This window comes from Brevibacterium sp. S111, assembly GCF_004745075.1.
Lineage (GTDB): Bacteria > Actinomycetota > Actinomycetes > Actinomycetales > Brevibacteriaceae > Brevibacterium.
On record NZ_RHFH01000013.1, the window covers coordinates 66,010 to 78,414 of the forward strand.

Consider the following 12,405-nt stretch of genomic DNA (forward strand, 5'->3'; position numbering starts at 1 on the left):
CCTTCTGACATGCCTTCAGTTTATCTCTCGATCTTGAGACTCAGCGAACCGGGAGAGTCCTCCGTGGCCGAGATCTTGGGGGAGCCGCCTCGGCGAGGGTGGACGCCGTCGGCACGGGGGCGGATACGCCCACGAAACAGCTGCACCGCCCCTGCGCGGTGACAGCAAATGGCCCGGACCAAACGGTCCGGGCCATTCGACGCAGGTGCGTGGATCACTTCGGGCTGCCGGCGGCACCCTTCAGCTTCGAACCAGCGGACAGCTTGACGGAGTAGCCGGCCTTGATCTGGATCTCTTCACCGGTCTGCGGGTTACGACCCTTGCGAGCGGCACGTTCGGTGCGCTCAACGGAGAGCCAGCCGGGGATGGTGAGCTTTTCGCCCTTGGCAACGACGTCGGAGAAGACATCGAAAACACCATCGAGCACATCCGAGACCTGCTTCTGGGTCAGGCCGGACTTCTCGGCAACTTCTGCAACGAGCTCACTGCGGTTCTTAGCCATAAAAGTGTCCTCCTTAGGACAAGTCGGTCGGTCACCGGTCCGTTTTTCCGATGACGAACTTCCTCGAGATTACCAGCTCGACTTCGTGACGCCGGGCAACTCGCCGTTGTGTGCCATGTTGCGGAAGCGAACTCGGGAGAGTCCGAACTTCCGGAGGTAGCCACGCGGACGGCCATCGACCTGGTCACGGTTGCGAACGCGGACCGGCGAAGCGTCGCGAGGAAGCTTCTGCAGGCCGAGGCGTGCCTCTTCGCGCTGCTCGTCGGTGGAATCGGGGTGGGTCAGCTGACGCTTGAGAGCGGCGCGGCGCTCTGCATAGCGCTCGACGATGACGCGACGCTGCTTGTCGCGGGCGATCTTTGACTTCTTAGCCATGTGCGCTCAGCGCTCCTCTCGGAAATCGACGTGCTTACGGACAACGGGATCGTACTTCTTGAGCACGATGCGGTCCGGGCTGTTGCGGCGGTTCTTACGGGTCACGTAGGTGTACCCGGTGCCGGCGGTCGACTTGAGCTTGATAATGGGACGAATATCCTGGGCCTTCGCCATCAGAGCTTCACTCCCTTAGCAATCAGTTCGTTGACCACGGCGTCGATTCCACGCGCGTCGATGACCTTGATGCCCTTGGCGGACACGGTCAGGGTGACGCTGCGGCGCAGAGACGGAACGTAGTACCGCTTCTTCTGAATATTCGGGTTGAAGCGACGCTTCGTGCGGCGCTTCGAGTGGGACACATTGTGTCCGAAACCGGGGACTGACCCGGTCACTTGGCAGGTTGCTGCCATGTCTCTCCTCCAGTTCACAAGTTACCGACTCTCGAAACAAGCTCAGGCGGGATACCGCTTGCGCGTTCTCCCCGCTCGCTTGCGCCGATGTCGGAAGACATCAACAAATTCTCGCGAATGCCGCCTGGTCGAGCGTGCCCGACCACAGTGGCAGTCGAATCGGCCTCAACCGATTCTGCTCCGACCCGCCTCGAGTGGTGGCCCGATGCGCGACGTCCGCTGTGAAAATTGTGTACGCCAAAACAGGTTTGCCCGTTCGGGCGAGATGTCTCACCAGCGCTGAAGCCGTAGCCTGTGAGAGATGGCCGAAGCTGGAGTGCAGCGGTGGGTGAGCACCATGTTGGTCTTAGCAGATCGGTCATCGACCTCTCCGGTACGACACAACAAGAATCTATCCTACTGAGATCGGACGGCAGAGAGCAAATTCATCCCCGGTGTTCACCTGGGGGTCTTCGTCACTCCGGTCAGGGCTGAATCAGGGCTCACCGTCGGGAGCGCGTGAGGCCCGCCTCCGGGCGCATCGGTGCCTGCGGGGACTTTCCCAGCGGGGGCCAAGCCTACTCGGGGAAAAGCACAGTAGGCTTTCGTCGGCAACGCGTCCTGCCGGCGATCGTGTTGAACGCCTGCTTGACTCGTGCCAAGGTAAGAAGATGATTGCCACCACACCTGGCACTCCGGAGGGCTGATGAGCGACGTTCCACAGAGGCCGCGCATTCGTCCGGCGACCAGCGATGACTGGCAGAAGGATCACAGCGATCCTGCTGGTCAGAACCCGTCGTACGGGAATGAAGCGGGGCGTTTGCCTGCCGATTTCGACAACTCAACCTACTACGAGTATCTCGAACGGCACACCGGGGAACAGTCGATCTCGAAAGCGCACTCCGGCAATGTCTTCGCGCCTGCCGGCCGGTCCCCCTTCGACCGAGACGCGCAGGCCTCGCAGCCTCAGCAATCCGCATATGCAGGCGGTATGCGCGGTGAGGGCTCCGGGCGTGATGCCGGTCTCGCCGCCGGGAACGCTCCGCAGACACCCCCTCCCCCACAGTTTCCGCCGACTGTTCCTCCGCAGGGAGGTTCGAGGCCCCGCAATGGCCTCAAGGCCGCGGGAGTCATCATCGCCCTGGTCCTCGTGCTCGCGCTCGTCGCGTTCTTCGGTATCCGGTGGCTCGCTCCGTCTTCGGGCACCGTGCCCGTCGACGTCGGCAGCGGGGAGCCGTCGACGCCTTCGCCCAGTCCCACCGAGGATCTCGTGCAGCCCTCGCAGACCCCGGAGGAGAAGCTCGACTCCTACACGGAGAAGGGCACGGCGAAGGCCGCTGACCTCGAGGGACAGTGGGTGACTCAGGTCAGCGCAAAGAATGTCGGACTCGAAGCCGACGGGAAGACCTGGACCGCTCCGGACATCCTCAATGAGTACGAAGCCAACAAGGTCAAATATCCCGGAGCGATCCTCATCCACAGCGGCGACTGGGCCTCATACAAAGACGGCAGCTATTGGGTGACGATCATCGGCACCGGCTACAGCGACCCGGAACCGGCCCTCGATCAGTGCCGGTCCTGGGGCCTCGACCGCGACCACTGCCTGGCCAAACGGCTCGTCAAGGACGGCAGTCCGAAGGACAACAGCGCCTACCTGGACGAGTGACGAGACGGCGTCTCCGCCCCTGGGAACCTCACACGATTTGAGCAGCTGAACGGCCGCGCCGGTGCACTCGATGATCTGTGGTCACAGAACCGGGTGAAAACAGCCGATGCGGCGATTCTCACTCGGCTCGGTGACCACAGACGGTTCCGAACGGCGACCGAATGTCTGCCCCTCAGGCGAGCAGGAGGGTCGGGTCCTCCAAGCCGCGGCCGACATCGGCGAGGAACTTCGAGATGATCTCCCCATCGACGACACGATGGTCGGCGCTGACCGAGAGCGTGGTGATCTCACGCGGCACGATCTCGTCGCCGACGACCCACGGCTTCTTCCGAACCTGCCCGAAGGCGAGGATCGCTGCTTCACCCGGGTTGATGATCGGCGTCCCCGCATCGACGCCGAAGACGCCGACGTTCGTGATCGTGATCGTTCCCCCAGCCTGATCGGCCGGCGGCGTCTTGCCCGATCGCGCCAGAGCGGTGAGGGCCTGAATGCCCTGAGCGAGCTCTCCCAGCCCCATGGCCTGCGCGTTCTTGATGTTCGGCACGATGAGTCCGCGCGGGGTGGCCGCAGCGATCCCGAGGTTGACGTACTTCTTCACGACGATGTCATCGCCGTCGAGGCACGAGTTGATCCGCGGGTTGCGACCCACGGCCCAGGCCACGGCCTTGGCCACGATGAGCAGCGGCGAGACCTTGACGTCCTCGCCGAGGAACTTCGAGGACTTCAGCCTGCGGACCATCGCCATCGTCTCGGTGACGTCGACGTCGAGGAACTCGGTGACATGCGGCATTGTGAATGCCGAATCGACCATGGCCTTGGCCATCATCTTCGTCACACCCTTGAACGGGATCCGCTCCTCGAGTTCGCCGGAGGCACTCGCCGAGGCGGCCGCGGGTGTGGTCGCATCCGCCGAAGAGGCAGCGGTCGGGTTGGCCGCGGCATGCACATCCTCGCGCGTCACGTCCCCGTGGGGTCCGGTGGGCACAACCTGTGAGAGGTCGACGCCGAGGTCCTTCGCGAGCTTCCGCACGGGCGGCTTCGCCAGGGGTTTGCCCGGAGACGCGGGTGCCGGCTCCGCCGGTGCTGCCGCCGCCGGAGCTGGCGGAGCGGGTGGGGTCGCCGGAGCTGGCGGAGCGGGTGGGGTCGGCGAGCCTGCCGGAGCGGGTGCCTCGACAGAGGCCGATGCCGGTGCGGGAACAGGTCCGCCCTTGCGGGGACGGCGCTTCGATGATGCCGCTTTGGCGCCGTAGCCGACGAGGGTGGCGCCAGCGTCGGCGTCCTCAGCCGAGGCGGGAGACGCCTCGGCGGAAGCCTCGGTCGCTCCGGCACCGGATGCGGACTCATCGGCTCCTCCGGAGGCGGAGCCCGCCTCGGCGCCGGAATCGGCGTCACCGAAGCGGATGATGGGGGTGCCGACCTCGATGGTCTGCCCCTCTTCGACGAGCAGGGCGCCGACGGTGCCGGCCTGCGGGCTGGGCAGCTCGACGAGTGATTTCGCCGTCTCGATCTCAACGAGGATCTGGTTGACAGTGACGGTGTCGCCGGGGGCGACCTTCCATGCGACGATATCGGCCTCGGTCAGGCCCTCACCGACGTCGGGAAGAGGAAATTCGAATGACATTCTTGACTCTCCTCGAGATCAGTAGGACAGGGCTCGGTCGACACCGTCGAAGATGCGATCGAGATCGGGCAGGTAATGCTCTTCCATCCGCGAGCCGGGATACGGGGTGTGGTATCCGCCGACGCGGATGACCGGGGCTTCGAGGTTGAAGAAGCAGCGTTCGGTGATGCGCGCGGCGATCTCCGAGCCCAGGCCCAGGAAGGTCGGCGCCTCATGGGTCACGACGAGGCGACCGGTCTTCTTCACGGACTTCTCGACCGTGGTGAAGTCGATCGGGCTGAGCCCTCGCAGGTCGATGAGTTCGACGCTCTTGCCTTCGTCGGCGGCCGCAGCGACGACGTCCTGCGCGGTCGGCATGAGAGGTCCGTAGGCGACGAGGGTGACATCGGTGCCTTCGGAGACGACGCGGGCGTCGTTCATGCCCAGACCACCGCGGTCGGTGGTGTCGACGTCCCCGCGCTGCCAGTAGCGGCGCTTGGGTTCGAAGAACATCACCGGATCGTCGCTCTTGATCGCATCCTGGATCATCCAGTACGCGTCGTGGGCGTTCGACGGGGTGATCAGGCGCAGTCCGGCGTGGTGGGCGAAGACGGTCTCCGGGCTCTCCGAATGGTGTTCGGGTGAGCCGATGCCGCCGCCGTAGGGCACGCGGATGACCAATGGCATGCGCTCTTTGCCGAGAGTGCGGTTGTACAGCTTCGCAACCTGGGTGACGATCTGGTCATAGGCCGGGAAGATGAACGCATCGAACTGGATCTCGATGACCGGGCGGTAGCCGCGGATGGCCATGCCGATCGAGGTGCCGACGATGCCGGATTCGGCCAACGGGGCATCGATGACGCGCTGCGGACCGAAGTCCTTCTGCAGGCCCTCGGTGACGCGGAAGACGCCTCCGAGCTTGCCGATGTCCTCACCGATGAGGACGACCTTCGGGTCGTCCTCCATGGCCTTGCGCATTCCGGCGGTGATCGCCTTCGAGAGGGGAAGCTTCTCCATCAGGCCTCACCCGCATCGGCGAACGAGGCCTGATACGCCAAGAATTCTTCGCGTTCCTCGTCGACGAGGGAGTGGGGTTCTGAGGTGACATGGGCGAACATCTCGATGCCGTCGGGGTTCTCCATCGTCATGCAGTTGTGGCGGATGCGGGCGGCCAGGGTGTCGGCTTCGGCGTCCACCTCGGTGAAGAACTCTTCGCTGGTCTCGGTGTGCTTGTCGAGGTAGGCCTTGAGGCGGGTGATCGGGTCACGGTCCTCCCAGATCTCCTCTTCGGCCTTGTCACGGTACTTCGTCGGATCATCGGCCGTGGTATGCGCGCCGCGGCGGTAGGTGAAGGCTTCGATGAGCATCGGGCCGTGACCGGCACGCACGGAATCGAGGCTGGCACGGGCGACGGAGTACATCGCGATGATGTCGTTGCCGTCGACGCGGATACCGGGGACTCCGAAGCCCTCGCCGCGCTTGCACAGAGGTGCGGCGGTCTGGACATGGGTGGGTTCGGAGATGGCCCACTGGTTGTTCTGGCAGAAGAAGAGCACGGGGGCGTGGAAGGCCCCGGCGAAGGTCAGCGCTTCGGAGACATCACCCTGCGAGGTGGCGCCGTCGCCGAAGCAGGCGATGGACACGGTGTCGCGGTCGATGTCGCCCGTGCCGACGTCGCCGTCCATGCTCACACCCATGGCGTAGCCGGTGGCATGCAGGGCCTGCGAACCGATGACGATGGTGTAGGTGTGGAACCGGTGTTCCTGCGGGTCCCAACCGCCGTGGTTCTGACCACGGAAGATGCTCAGCAGGGTTTCGGGTTCGACGCCTCGGGTGTAGGCGAGGCCGTGCTCGCGGTAGGTGGGGAAGACGAAGTCTTGGGGGCGGGCGGCTCGGCCCATGCCGATCTGGGCCGCTTCCTGTCCGAGCAGCGGTGCCCACAGGCCCAACTGTCCCTGACGCTGGAGTGCGGCGCCTTCGGCATCGATGCGGCGCACAAGGACCATGTCCCGGTAGAAGCCGCGCAGATCCTCATCGGTGAGTTCTGCCGCGAAGGCATCGTATTCACCGGATTCGACGCGGTTGCCGTCTTCGGTGAGCATCTGGATCATTCTGGGTTCCGAAGACTGACTGTGGGCAGCGCCGGTTCCCACTGAAATGTTGGAGGTCATTTCAGTTCTCCTTTGTTCGAGGTCCATCTTCACCGGAGGTGACCAGTGGTGGACCGAGTCCGTCGGGCAGGCCCTCGGGTGTGAGAACTCGCCCTCGAGTGATCTGATTCACAGGTGATCCAACGATACCGAATCCACTCACTGCTTGCCACTCTCACCATGTGGTTCGAGTATCAAAAGTGCAGGTCAGGAACAGACTATGGGCAAACTTGAACACATGTGGCTCAGTTTCAAAGCCTGCGACGGACAATTGTCGATCTCCGCAGAGAAGCTTCATCGTCCGACAAACGCACGTCCGAGCACCGAGGCGCCCGCGCCGGCGAGCGCTGCCGCCCGTCTCAAGCGCGCCTGCGAGCGCTGCTGCCCGTCTTCAGCGCGCTCCCAAACGCTGCTGATCGTCTTCAGCGCGCCCCCGAGCACTGCTGATCGTCTTCAGCAGCGCCGGCAGCGGGGCTTCCGAACCGGGACGGCCCGTGAACGAGGTAGGCGAGCTCAGGTGCGCCGGCGCTTGCCCTGATAGTCGCGGGTCTGTTTGAGATCGCCGGTGAAGAACCCTGAATTCTTCGCGGTGAAGCGGTTGAGACTCGGATGTCCTGCCCGCAGCAGCAGCGCGATCGAGGCCGCGTAGGCCGTGGACGAGTGCGCGGCACCGGCCGAGGCGAACATCTCATCGAGTTCGGCATCGGTCTTGTTCGCCAGGCCGGGGGCCTTGCGCAGTTCGTCGGGGTCGTAGTCGACGGTGATCGTCGACCAGTTGTCAGCTGCCGGATTCTCGCCTCCGTCGAGGTCGGGTACAAGGTCCTGTTCGTGTTCGATGGAGAGTACGTCGATGTTGGAGTCGATGGGGAAGTCGGAGACCGGGGCACCGACCGTCATGAGCGCGGTGACGTTGACATCGCCGAGGAACGCCGGGTCCGCAGCCAGCGAACCGGCGGTGATCCCTCCCTGCGAATAGCCGACGAGCATGACCTCCGCTCTCCGGCCGATTCCGGCATCGGCGATGGCCTGCCGCACCATTTCGCGCATCACGGTGTCGTTTCCGGCCATACCCTGGACGTTCGTCGTCAGATCGGTCGTGTTGTCTCCGGACTTCGGCGACCAGTCGGTGGTGGCGGGAACGTAGACGATGTAGCGGACGGTGCCGTCGGGGCCGACGATCTCTTCGATGCGCACCTGCCCGGAGTCCGCACCGAGGTGGCAGTTCGCCTCGCGGATATAGAGGTCTTCGACGTCTCGGGGCGGTTCCGTATGCGGCGGGGTCAGTCCCTTCGCCCTCCACACCTCGACGTCGGAGGGCAGCAGCAGGCCGAACCGGTTGGCCCCGGCGAGCACCCAGATCGTCATCGACTGCGAATCGTGCGGCCAGAAGGCGTGACCGGTTTTCGAATCCAACGCTCCGGGCGGCAGGCCCATGAAGCCGACGACGATGCCCGGCAGCACATGTTCGATGACGGCTCCGGACGCATCGGAGTTCTCGAACACGAGCTTGATCAGGGCTTCCTTCGCCTGTGCTTTGGTCTTGCCGAGGTCGATGCCCCAGTGTCTGACGATGAGGTCATCGAGTCCGGTGGCGTCGAGGATCTTCGCCACCGCGATGACCTGGCCGCCGATGACGAGGGCGACCGGGATGAGGACGGGCAGGCTCATCGCCAGCGCCCGTCCGGCGGCCCAGCCGAGGGCGTCGAGGAGTCCTCCGAAGACTTCGCTGATGCCCTTCTCCGCCTGCCGGTAGGCGAATGCGGCGGCCCGCACGCCGAGCAGTGTGGCTTCGAGTTCGATGAGCACGGCGGCTAACTGCCGGTGGAACGCGGCCCGGCGGGCGTCGAGGTTGAGCGCCGTGATCGGGGCGGGCACCTGGGTGAGCAGGGTCGCGAGGTCGAAGTCGGCGATGCTCCCTTCCACAGCCAGATCGCCGACCTCGCCCATCACGGTCTGCAGTGCGTCTCCGCTGCCCTCGGCGCGCTCGTCGACGGTGATGCGTCCACCGCCGCGGGTGGTCGAGTCGACCATCACCGGAGCCCCATCGTCAGCGTGCGGGTGAGTACGGCGCTCAGCAGCTTCCGTACTGCCGTGTCCCCGGCTTCGACATCGGCGTCGACGGTGACGCGGTCGCCGCGGCGGTCGAGAACCGGGCGGAACCAGGTCCCGCCTCGGCGGTGGAGGAACTCCAACCCGGCGGCTCCTCCCCGACCGGCCCAGCTGAGGGTGAGCACGCAGTCGTGTTCGACGAGTTCGGCGAGGGCTTCGACGACCCGTCCGACCTGGCCCGGACCGATCCGGCGCAGAAGCTGATGGCCGGCGAAGTCCTCAAGGCCTTCGCCCGCCAGTGCCACCACCGCATGGCTGCCACCCGCCCCGAGGCAGAGCGCAAGGTGGACGGTTTCGACGCCCGAGGACAGCACGACGGTGATGCGGGTGCTCGTCTGGTCAAGTTCGGAGGCGAACCCGTGCACCCACGCCGTGAGAACATCGAGCTCCCGCTCCGTCCCGACAGCGCCGTCGCTGCTCCCTCCCGCCGAGGCGGTGCCCGCCTTCGCGTCTCCCGTTGAGAGGGGGTCGCGCGTGCCCTCGCCCGCCGAGGCGGTGCCCGGGCCCGTCTCGGCCGCCGGGTCAAGGTCCGTCACTGCCGCGGGGGCGAGGGGCGGGCCCTCGCCCTTTCGGTGCGGCAGCAGCTCGGGCGGCCACAGTCGCCGCAGCCGATCGGGCAGACGCAGGATCCGCTCGAGGTCGACAAGGATCCACTGTTCAACGGCGCCCGTGGCGGAATCAGCGTTCACAGTTGGATCCGCCCTCCCGCCGAGACGACCTGCAGGTGGAGGTCGTAGGCCTCGGCGAGTTCGTCCGCGCACTCCGCGAGCCGGTCGATCGACGTCGCGCTCGACGTCACCCGGTCCTCGAAGAGGTGCCCGGCCGGCGAGTCCCAACTGTCGATCTGCCGACAGCACTGAGCCACCGAACGCAGCAGATCACCTCGCCGCAGCCATTGGTCGCGATTGCGCGCCAACTCGTCCGTGATCATCCGTGTCTCCTCCCACTCGTCGCATCGGCTCCACGCTCGATCTGCCTGACTGTCTGCCTGACTGTAGGGAGCTCCGAACGGGCCAGGGAACCCCCGCTCGTCGGCTTGGGGACGAGCCTCGAGCACCCACAGGCCTCCGGCGTCGAAGTCACCTCCGGATCCACAGGCGCCCGTGTCCGAGTCACCTCCGCCCGGCGATCTCGCCGCGGGCAGGCGTCCGTTCCAGACGGTCGGGTTCCGCCCCGCGCGGGCGCTCATGAGAAAATAGGGGTATGCCGACTGTTTCCCTTGCCGAAATCTCGCCCGCCATCGCCCTCGGACCGCTTGATGGTCGCTACCGCAAAGACACCGCTGACCTCGTCGATCACCTCTCCGAGGCGGCACTCAACCGCAACCGCATCACCGTTGAGGTCGAGTGGTTCATCCACCTCGCACAGAGCTCCGTGATCGAGGGGGTGCGACGCCTCACCGATGAGGAGGTCGACGGTCTGCGGGACTTCGCCGCCGACTTCGATGCCGAGACCATCGCGACGCTCGCCGCCCACGAGGCCGTGACCGTCCACGACGTCAAGGCCGTCGAATACACAATCAAAGAGGCCCTAGTGAAGATCGGGGCCGAGGATCTCAGCGAACTCGTCCACTTCTGCTGCACCTCCGAAGACATCAACAACCTGTCCTGGGCGCTCGGGATCAAAGGTGCCACCGAACAGGTGTGGCTGCCCCGCGCGAAGGCACTCATCGACGCCCTCGCCGAATCCGCCTCGGCGCTGGCCGATGTTCCGATGCTCGCGCACACCCACGGTCAGCCGGCGACGCCGACGACGATGGGCAAAGAGCTCGCCGTCTTCATCCACCGGCTGCGCCGCCAGTATGAGCGCATCGCTGCCACCGAGTTCCTCGGCAAGATCAACGGCGCCACCGGCACCTATTCGGCGCACCTGGCCGCCGTACCCGGAGCGGACTGGCCGCAGATCGCGCAGACCTTCGTCGAAGACCGTCTCGACCTGAGCTTCAACGCCCTGACCACGCAGATCGAGTCCCACGACTGGGATGCCGAGCTCTTCGCCGACGTCGCCCGGTTCAACCGGATCGCGCACAACCTCGCCACCGATATGTGGACCTACATCTCGATGAACTACTTCAAACAGATCCCCGTGGCGGGGGCGACCGGGTCGTCGACGATGCCGCACAAGGTCAACCCGATCCGCTTCGAGAACGCCGAGGCGAACCTCGAGCTCTCCTGTGCCCTGCTCGATTCGCTCGCCTCCACCCTGGTCACCTCCCGGATGCAGCGCGACCTCACCGACTCGACCTCGCAGCGCAACATCGGCGTCGCCTTCGGCCACTCGGTGCTGGCGCTGAACAACCTCGTCAAGGGCCTCGGCGCCCTCGCCATCAACGAGGAGGCGCTGGCCGCCGATCTCGATGCGAACTGGGAGGTGCTCGGCGAGGCGATCCAGTCGGTGATGCGTGCCGCGGGTCTCCAGGGCGTGCCCGGCATGGAGAATCCGTACGAAACGCTCAAGGAACTCACCCGCGGCAAGCGCATCGACCAGGCCGATCTGCAGGAGTTCGTCGACGGCCTCGGGCTGCCCGAGGACCGCGCCGAGCTGCTCAAGGCGCTGACCCCCGCGACCTACACCGGTGTGGCCGCCCAGCTCGCCGAGTCCGCGGTCTCCGACTGGATGGCCTACAGCGAAGCCTGATTCACGCCGCTGTCACGAGACATCATCGAGGCCGGTTTCCGAATTCGGAAACCGGCCTCGATGCGTCGTTCAGGCTGCGGGGATATCGAAGGTCTTCGTGTACTCGGGGATCTTCTCGTCGGTGCCCATGACCTTGCCGGCTCCGCGTTCGTAGCGGATCGTGTACGTGTCCTTCTTTTTATCGGGGACATAGGCGATCCACCCCGTGTGAGTTCCACCGTCACGGCGGGTGACGTTTTCAAAGGGTTCGTACCCGGCGGCCTCCATCTCGGCCTCGACTCCGGTGGTCTGGTCATAGCGATAGTCGGCACCGCCGTCATTGGAGATCTTGAAGGCTCCGGATTGGATAAGGCCGCTGTACTTCTTTCCCGGAGTGATCTTGACCTCGAGGAGCACAACCTCACCGCCGAGCTCGATCGTGGTGGCCTTCTTGCTGGATTCGAAGTTGCGCACGGCAGAGAGCACCTCGATGTCGTCATCCATCTGCGGGTCCGTGAAGCTCTTCCCGACCGAGACTTCAGCCTGGTTCCCCGACGAGGCCGCCGCACCCGAATCCGACGAGCCGCCATCTGTACCCGAGGTTCCGCTGCCCGTGGTGCCGTCGTCGGTGCCCGTGGTGCCGCTGTCCGACGAACCGCCGTTCGAGGATGCTCCGCTGTCCGAAGAAGCCGAGGATCCCTGATCGGCTGTGTTGTCATCGGTTCCCGACTCCTGGTCGGTATTGCCCGACCCCGGCGGCTGCTGGCCATCGGCCCCGGCCTGTTCACCGGACTGTCCGTCCTGATCGAATGGTGTGACCTGGTCGATGAGCGAACATCCGGAGAAGGCGAGTGTGCAGGTGAGAAGGGCTGCGGCGGTGAGTGTGGCGCGGTTCAGGCGTTTCATGGTGATCCCCTGTTCGGATTCTCGCACCCGGGATCTGTGTGCCCGAATGCCTGTCATGAAACCAACTTATGGGTGCCGCGGCCTCCAGATAT

Annotated in this window: 13 protein-coding genes; 2 read left to right on the forward strand and 11 right to left on the reverse strand. The window is 65.2% G+C overall.

Features of this window, described 5'->3' with window-relative positions; all coding sequences use genetic code 11:
- Positions 1-214 precede the first annotated feature (214 nt).
- From EB836_RS14555 to rpmB, 4 genes are all read right to left on the reverse strand, one after another.
- Positions 215-502 carry an HU family DNA-binding protein gene (locus tag EB836_RS14555; RefSeq protein ID WP_135541662.1) on the reverse strand — a complete coding sequence of 96 codons (288 nt, stop codon included), beginning with the start codon at positions 500-502 and terminating at the stop codon, positions 215-217.
- 69 nt (positions 503-571) lie between these two features.
- The gene (gene rpsN / locus EB836_RS14560) at positions 572-877 is read right to left on the reverse strand and encodes a 30S ribosomal protein S14 (protein WP_135541664.1); all 306 of its coding nucleotides are present in this window, start codon (positions 875-877) and stop codon (positions 572-574) included.
- 6 nt (positions 878-883) lie between these two features.
- Positions 884-1,054: a 50S ribosomal protein L33 gene (rpmG, locus tag EB836_RS14565; protein WP_205683381.1), complete on the reverse strand. Its 171-nt coding sequence runs from the start codon at positions 1,052-1,054 to the stop codon at positions 884-886.
- On the reverse strand, positions 1,051-1,287 hold the full coding sequence (gene rpmB / locus EB836_RS14570; protein WP_135541668.1) for a 50S ribosomal protein L28: 237 nt from the start codon (positions 1,285-1,287) through the stop codon (positions 1,051-1,053). The genes rpmG and rpmB overlap by 4 nt, the downstream gene beginning before the upstream one ends.
- Before the next feature lie 685 nt (positions 1,288-1,972).
- On the opposite strand from rpmB, the gene EB836_RS14575 reads away from it, so the two are divergent.
- Positions 1,973-2,932 (forward strand): protein kinase, encoded by a 960-nt coding sequence (locus tag EB836_RS14575; RefSeq protein ID WP_135541670.1) that lies wholly within the window; start codon positions 1,973-1,975, stop codon positions 2,930-2,932.
- Between the two features lie 172 nt (positions 2,933-3,104).
- On the opposite strand, the gene EB836_RS14580 is transcribed toward EB836_RS14575, so the two are convergent.
- The 6 genes from EB836_RS14580 to EB836_RS14605 all read right to left on the reverse strand — a co-directional run bounded on the left by EB836_RS14580 (position 3,105) and on the right by EB836_RS14605 (position 9,722).
- The gene (locus EB836_RS14580) at positions 3,105-4,553 is read right to left on the reverse strand and encodes a dihydrolipoamide acetyltransferase family protein (RefSeq protein ID WP_135541672.1); all 1,449 of its coding nucleotides are present in this window, start codon (positions 4,551-4,553) and stop codon (positions 3,105-3,107) included.
- An 18-nt stretch (positions 4,554-4,571) separates the two neighbouring features.
- Entirely contained in the window at positions 4,572-5,549 is a 978-nt protein-coding gene (locus tag EB836_RS14585; RefSeq protein WP_135541674.1) for an alpha-ketoacid dehydrogenase subunit beta, read from the reverse strand.
- Positions 5,549-6,643, reverse strand: a complete 1,095-nt coding sequence (pdhA, locus tag EB836_RS14590; protein ID WP_346763093.1) for a pyruvate dehydrogenase (acetyl-transferring) E1 component subunit alpha — start codon at positions 6,641-6,643, stop codon at positions 5,549-5,551. Before pdhA ends, EB836_RS14585 begins: the two co-directional genes overlap by 1 nt.
- Positions 6,644-7,195: 552 nt before the next feature.
- The gene (locus EB836_RS14595; protein ID WP_135541677.1) at positions 7,196-8,713 is read right to left on the reverse strand and encodes a hypothetical protein; all 1,518 of its coding nucleotides are present in this window, start codon (positions 8,711-8,713) and stop codon (positions 7,196-7,198) included.
- Complete coding sequence (locus EB836_RS14600; protein ID WP_135541679.1) at positions 8,713-9,480, reverse strand: hypothetical protein; 768 nt, start codon at positions 9,478-9,480, stop codon at positions 8,713-8,715. Before EB836_RS14600 ends, EB836_RS14595 begins: the two co-directional genes overlap by 1 nt.
- Entirely contained in the window at positions 9,477-9,722 is a 246-nt protein-coding gene (locus tag EB836_RS14605; protein ID WP_135541681.1) for a hypothetical protein, read from the reverse strand. Before EB836_RS14605 ends, EB836_RS14600 begins: the two co-directional genes overlap by 4 nt.
- A 272-nt stretch (positions 9,723-9,994) precedes the next feature.
- On the opposite strand from EB836_RS14605, the gene purB reads away from it, so the two are divergent.
- Positions 9,995-11,428 carry an adenylosuccinate lyase gene (gene purB / locus EB836_RS14610; RefSeq protein WP_135541683.1) on the forward strand — a complete coding sequence of 478 codons (1,434 nt, stop codon included), beginning with the start codon at positions 9,995-9,997 and terminating at the stop codon, positions 11,426-11,428.
- Between the two features lie 69 nt (positions 11,429-11,497).
- Here purB and EB836_RS14615 read toward each other — a convergent pair whose 3' ends face one another.
- Positions 11,498-12,313, reverse strand: a complete 816-nt coding sequence (locus EB836_RS14615; protein WP_135541684.1) for a transcriptional regulator — start codon at positions 12,311-12,313, stop codon at positions 11,498-11,500.
- Between the last annotated feature and the right edge of the window lie 92 nt (positions 12,314-12,405).

Excerpts from the sequence above, each read along its gene's own strand:
- EB836_RS14555 (WP_135541662.1), bottom strand. The coding sequence starts at position 502 with ATGGCTAAGAACCGCAGTGAGCTCGTTGCAGAAGTTGCCGAGAAGTCC.
- rpsN (WP_135541664.1), bottom strand. The coding sequence starts at position 877 with ATGGCTAAGAAGTCAAAGATCGCCCGCGACAAGCAGCGTCGCGTCATC.
- rpmB (WP_135541668.1), bottom strand. The coding sequence starts at position 1,287 with ATGGCAGCAACCTGCCAAGTGACCGGGTCAGTCCCCGGTTTCGGACAC.
- EB836_RS14575 (WP_135541670.1), top strand. The coding sequence starts at position 1,973 with ATGAGCGACGTTCCACAGAGGCCGCGCATTCGTCCGGCGACCAGCGAT.
- EB836_RS14580 (WP_135541672.1), bottom strand. The coding sequence starts at position 4,553 with ATGTCATTCGAATTTCCTCTTCCCGACGTCGGTGAGGGCCTGACCGAG.
- EB836_RS14585 (WP_135541674.1), bottom strand. The coding sequence starts at position 5,549 with ATGGAGAAGCTTCCCCTCTCGAAGGCGATCACCGCCGGAATGCGCAAG.
- pdhA (WP_346763093.1), bottom strand. The coding sequence starts at position 6,643 with ATGATCCAGATGCTCACCGAAGACGGCAACCGCGTCGAATCCGGTGAA.
- EB836_RS14595 (WP_135541677.1), bottom strand. The coding sequence starts at position 8,713 with ATGGTCGACTCGACCACCCGCGGCGGTGGACGCATCACCGTCGACGAG.
- EB836_RS14605 (WP_135541681.1), bottom strand. The coding sequence starts at position 9,722 with ATGATCACGGACGAGTTGGCGCGCAATCGCGACCAATGGCTGCGGCGA.
- purB (WP_135541683.1), top strand. The coding sequence starts at position 9,995 with ATGCCGACTGTTTCCCTTGCCGAAATCTCGCCCGCCATCGCCCTCGGA.
- EB836_RS14615 (WP_135541684.1), bottom strand. The coding sequence starts at position 12,313 with ATGAAACGCCTGAACCGCGCCACACTCACCGCCGCAGCCCTTCTCACC.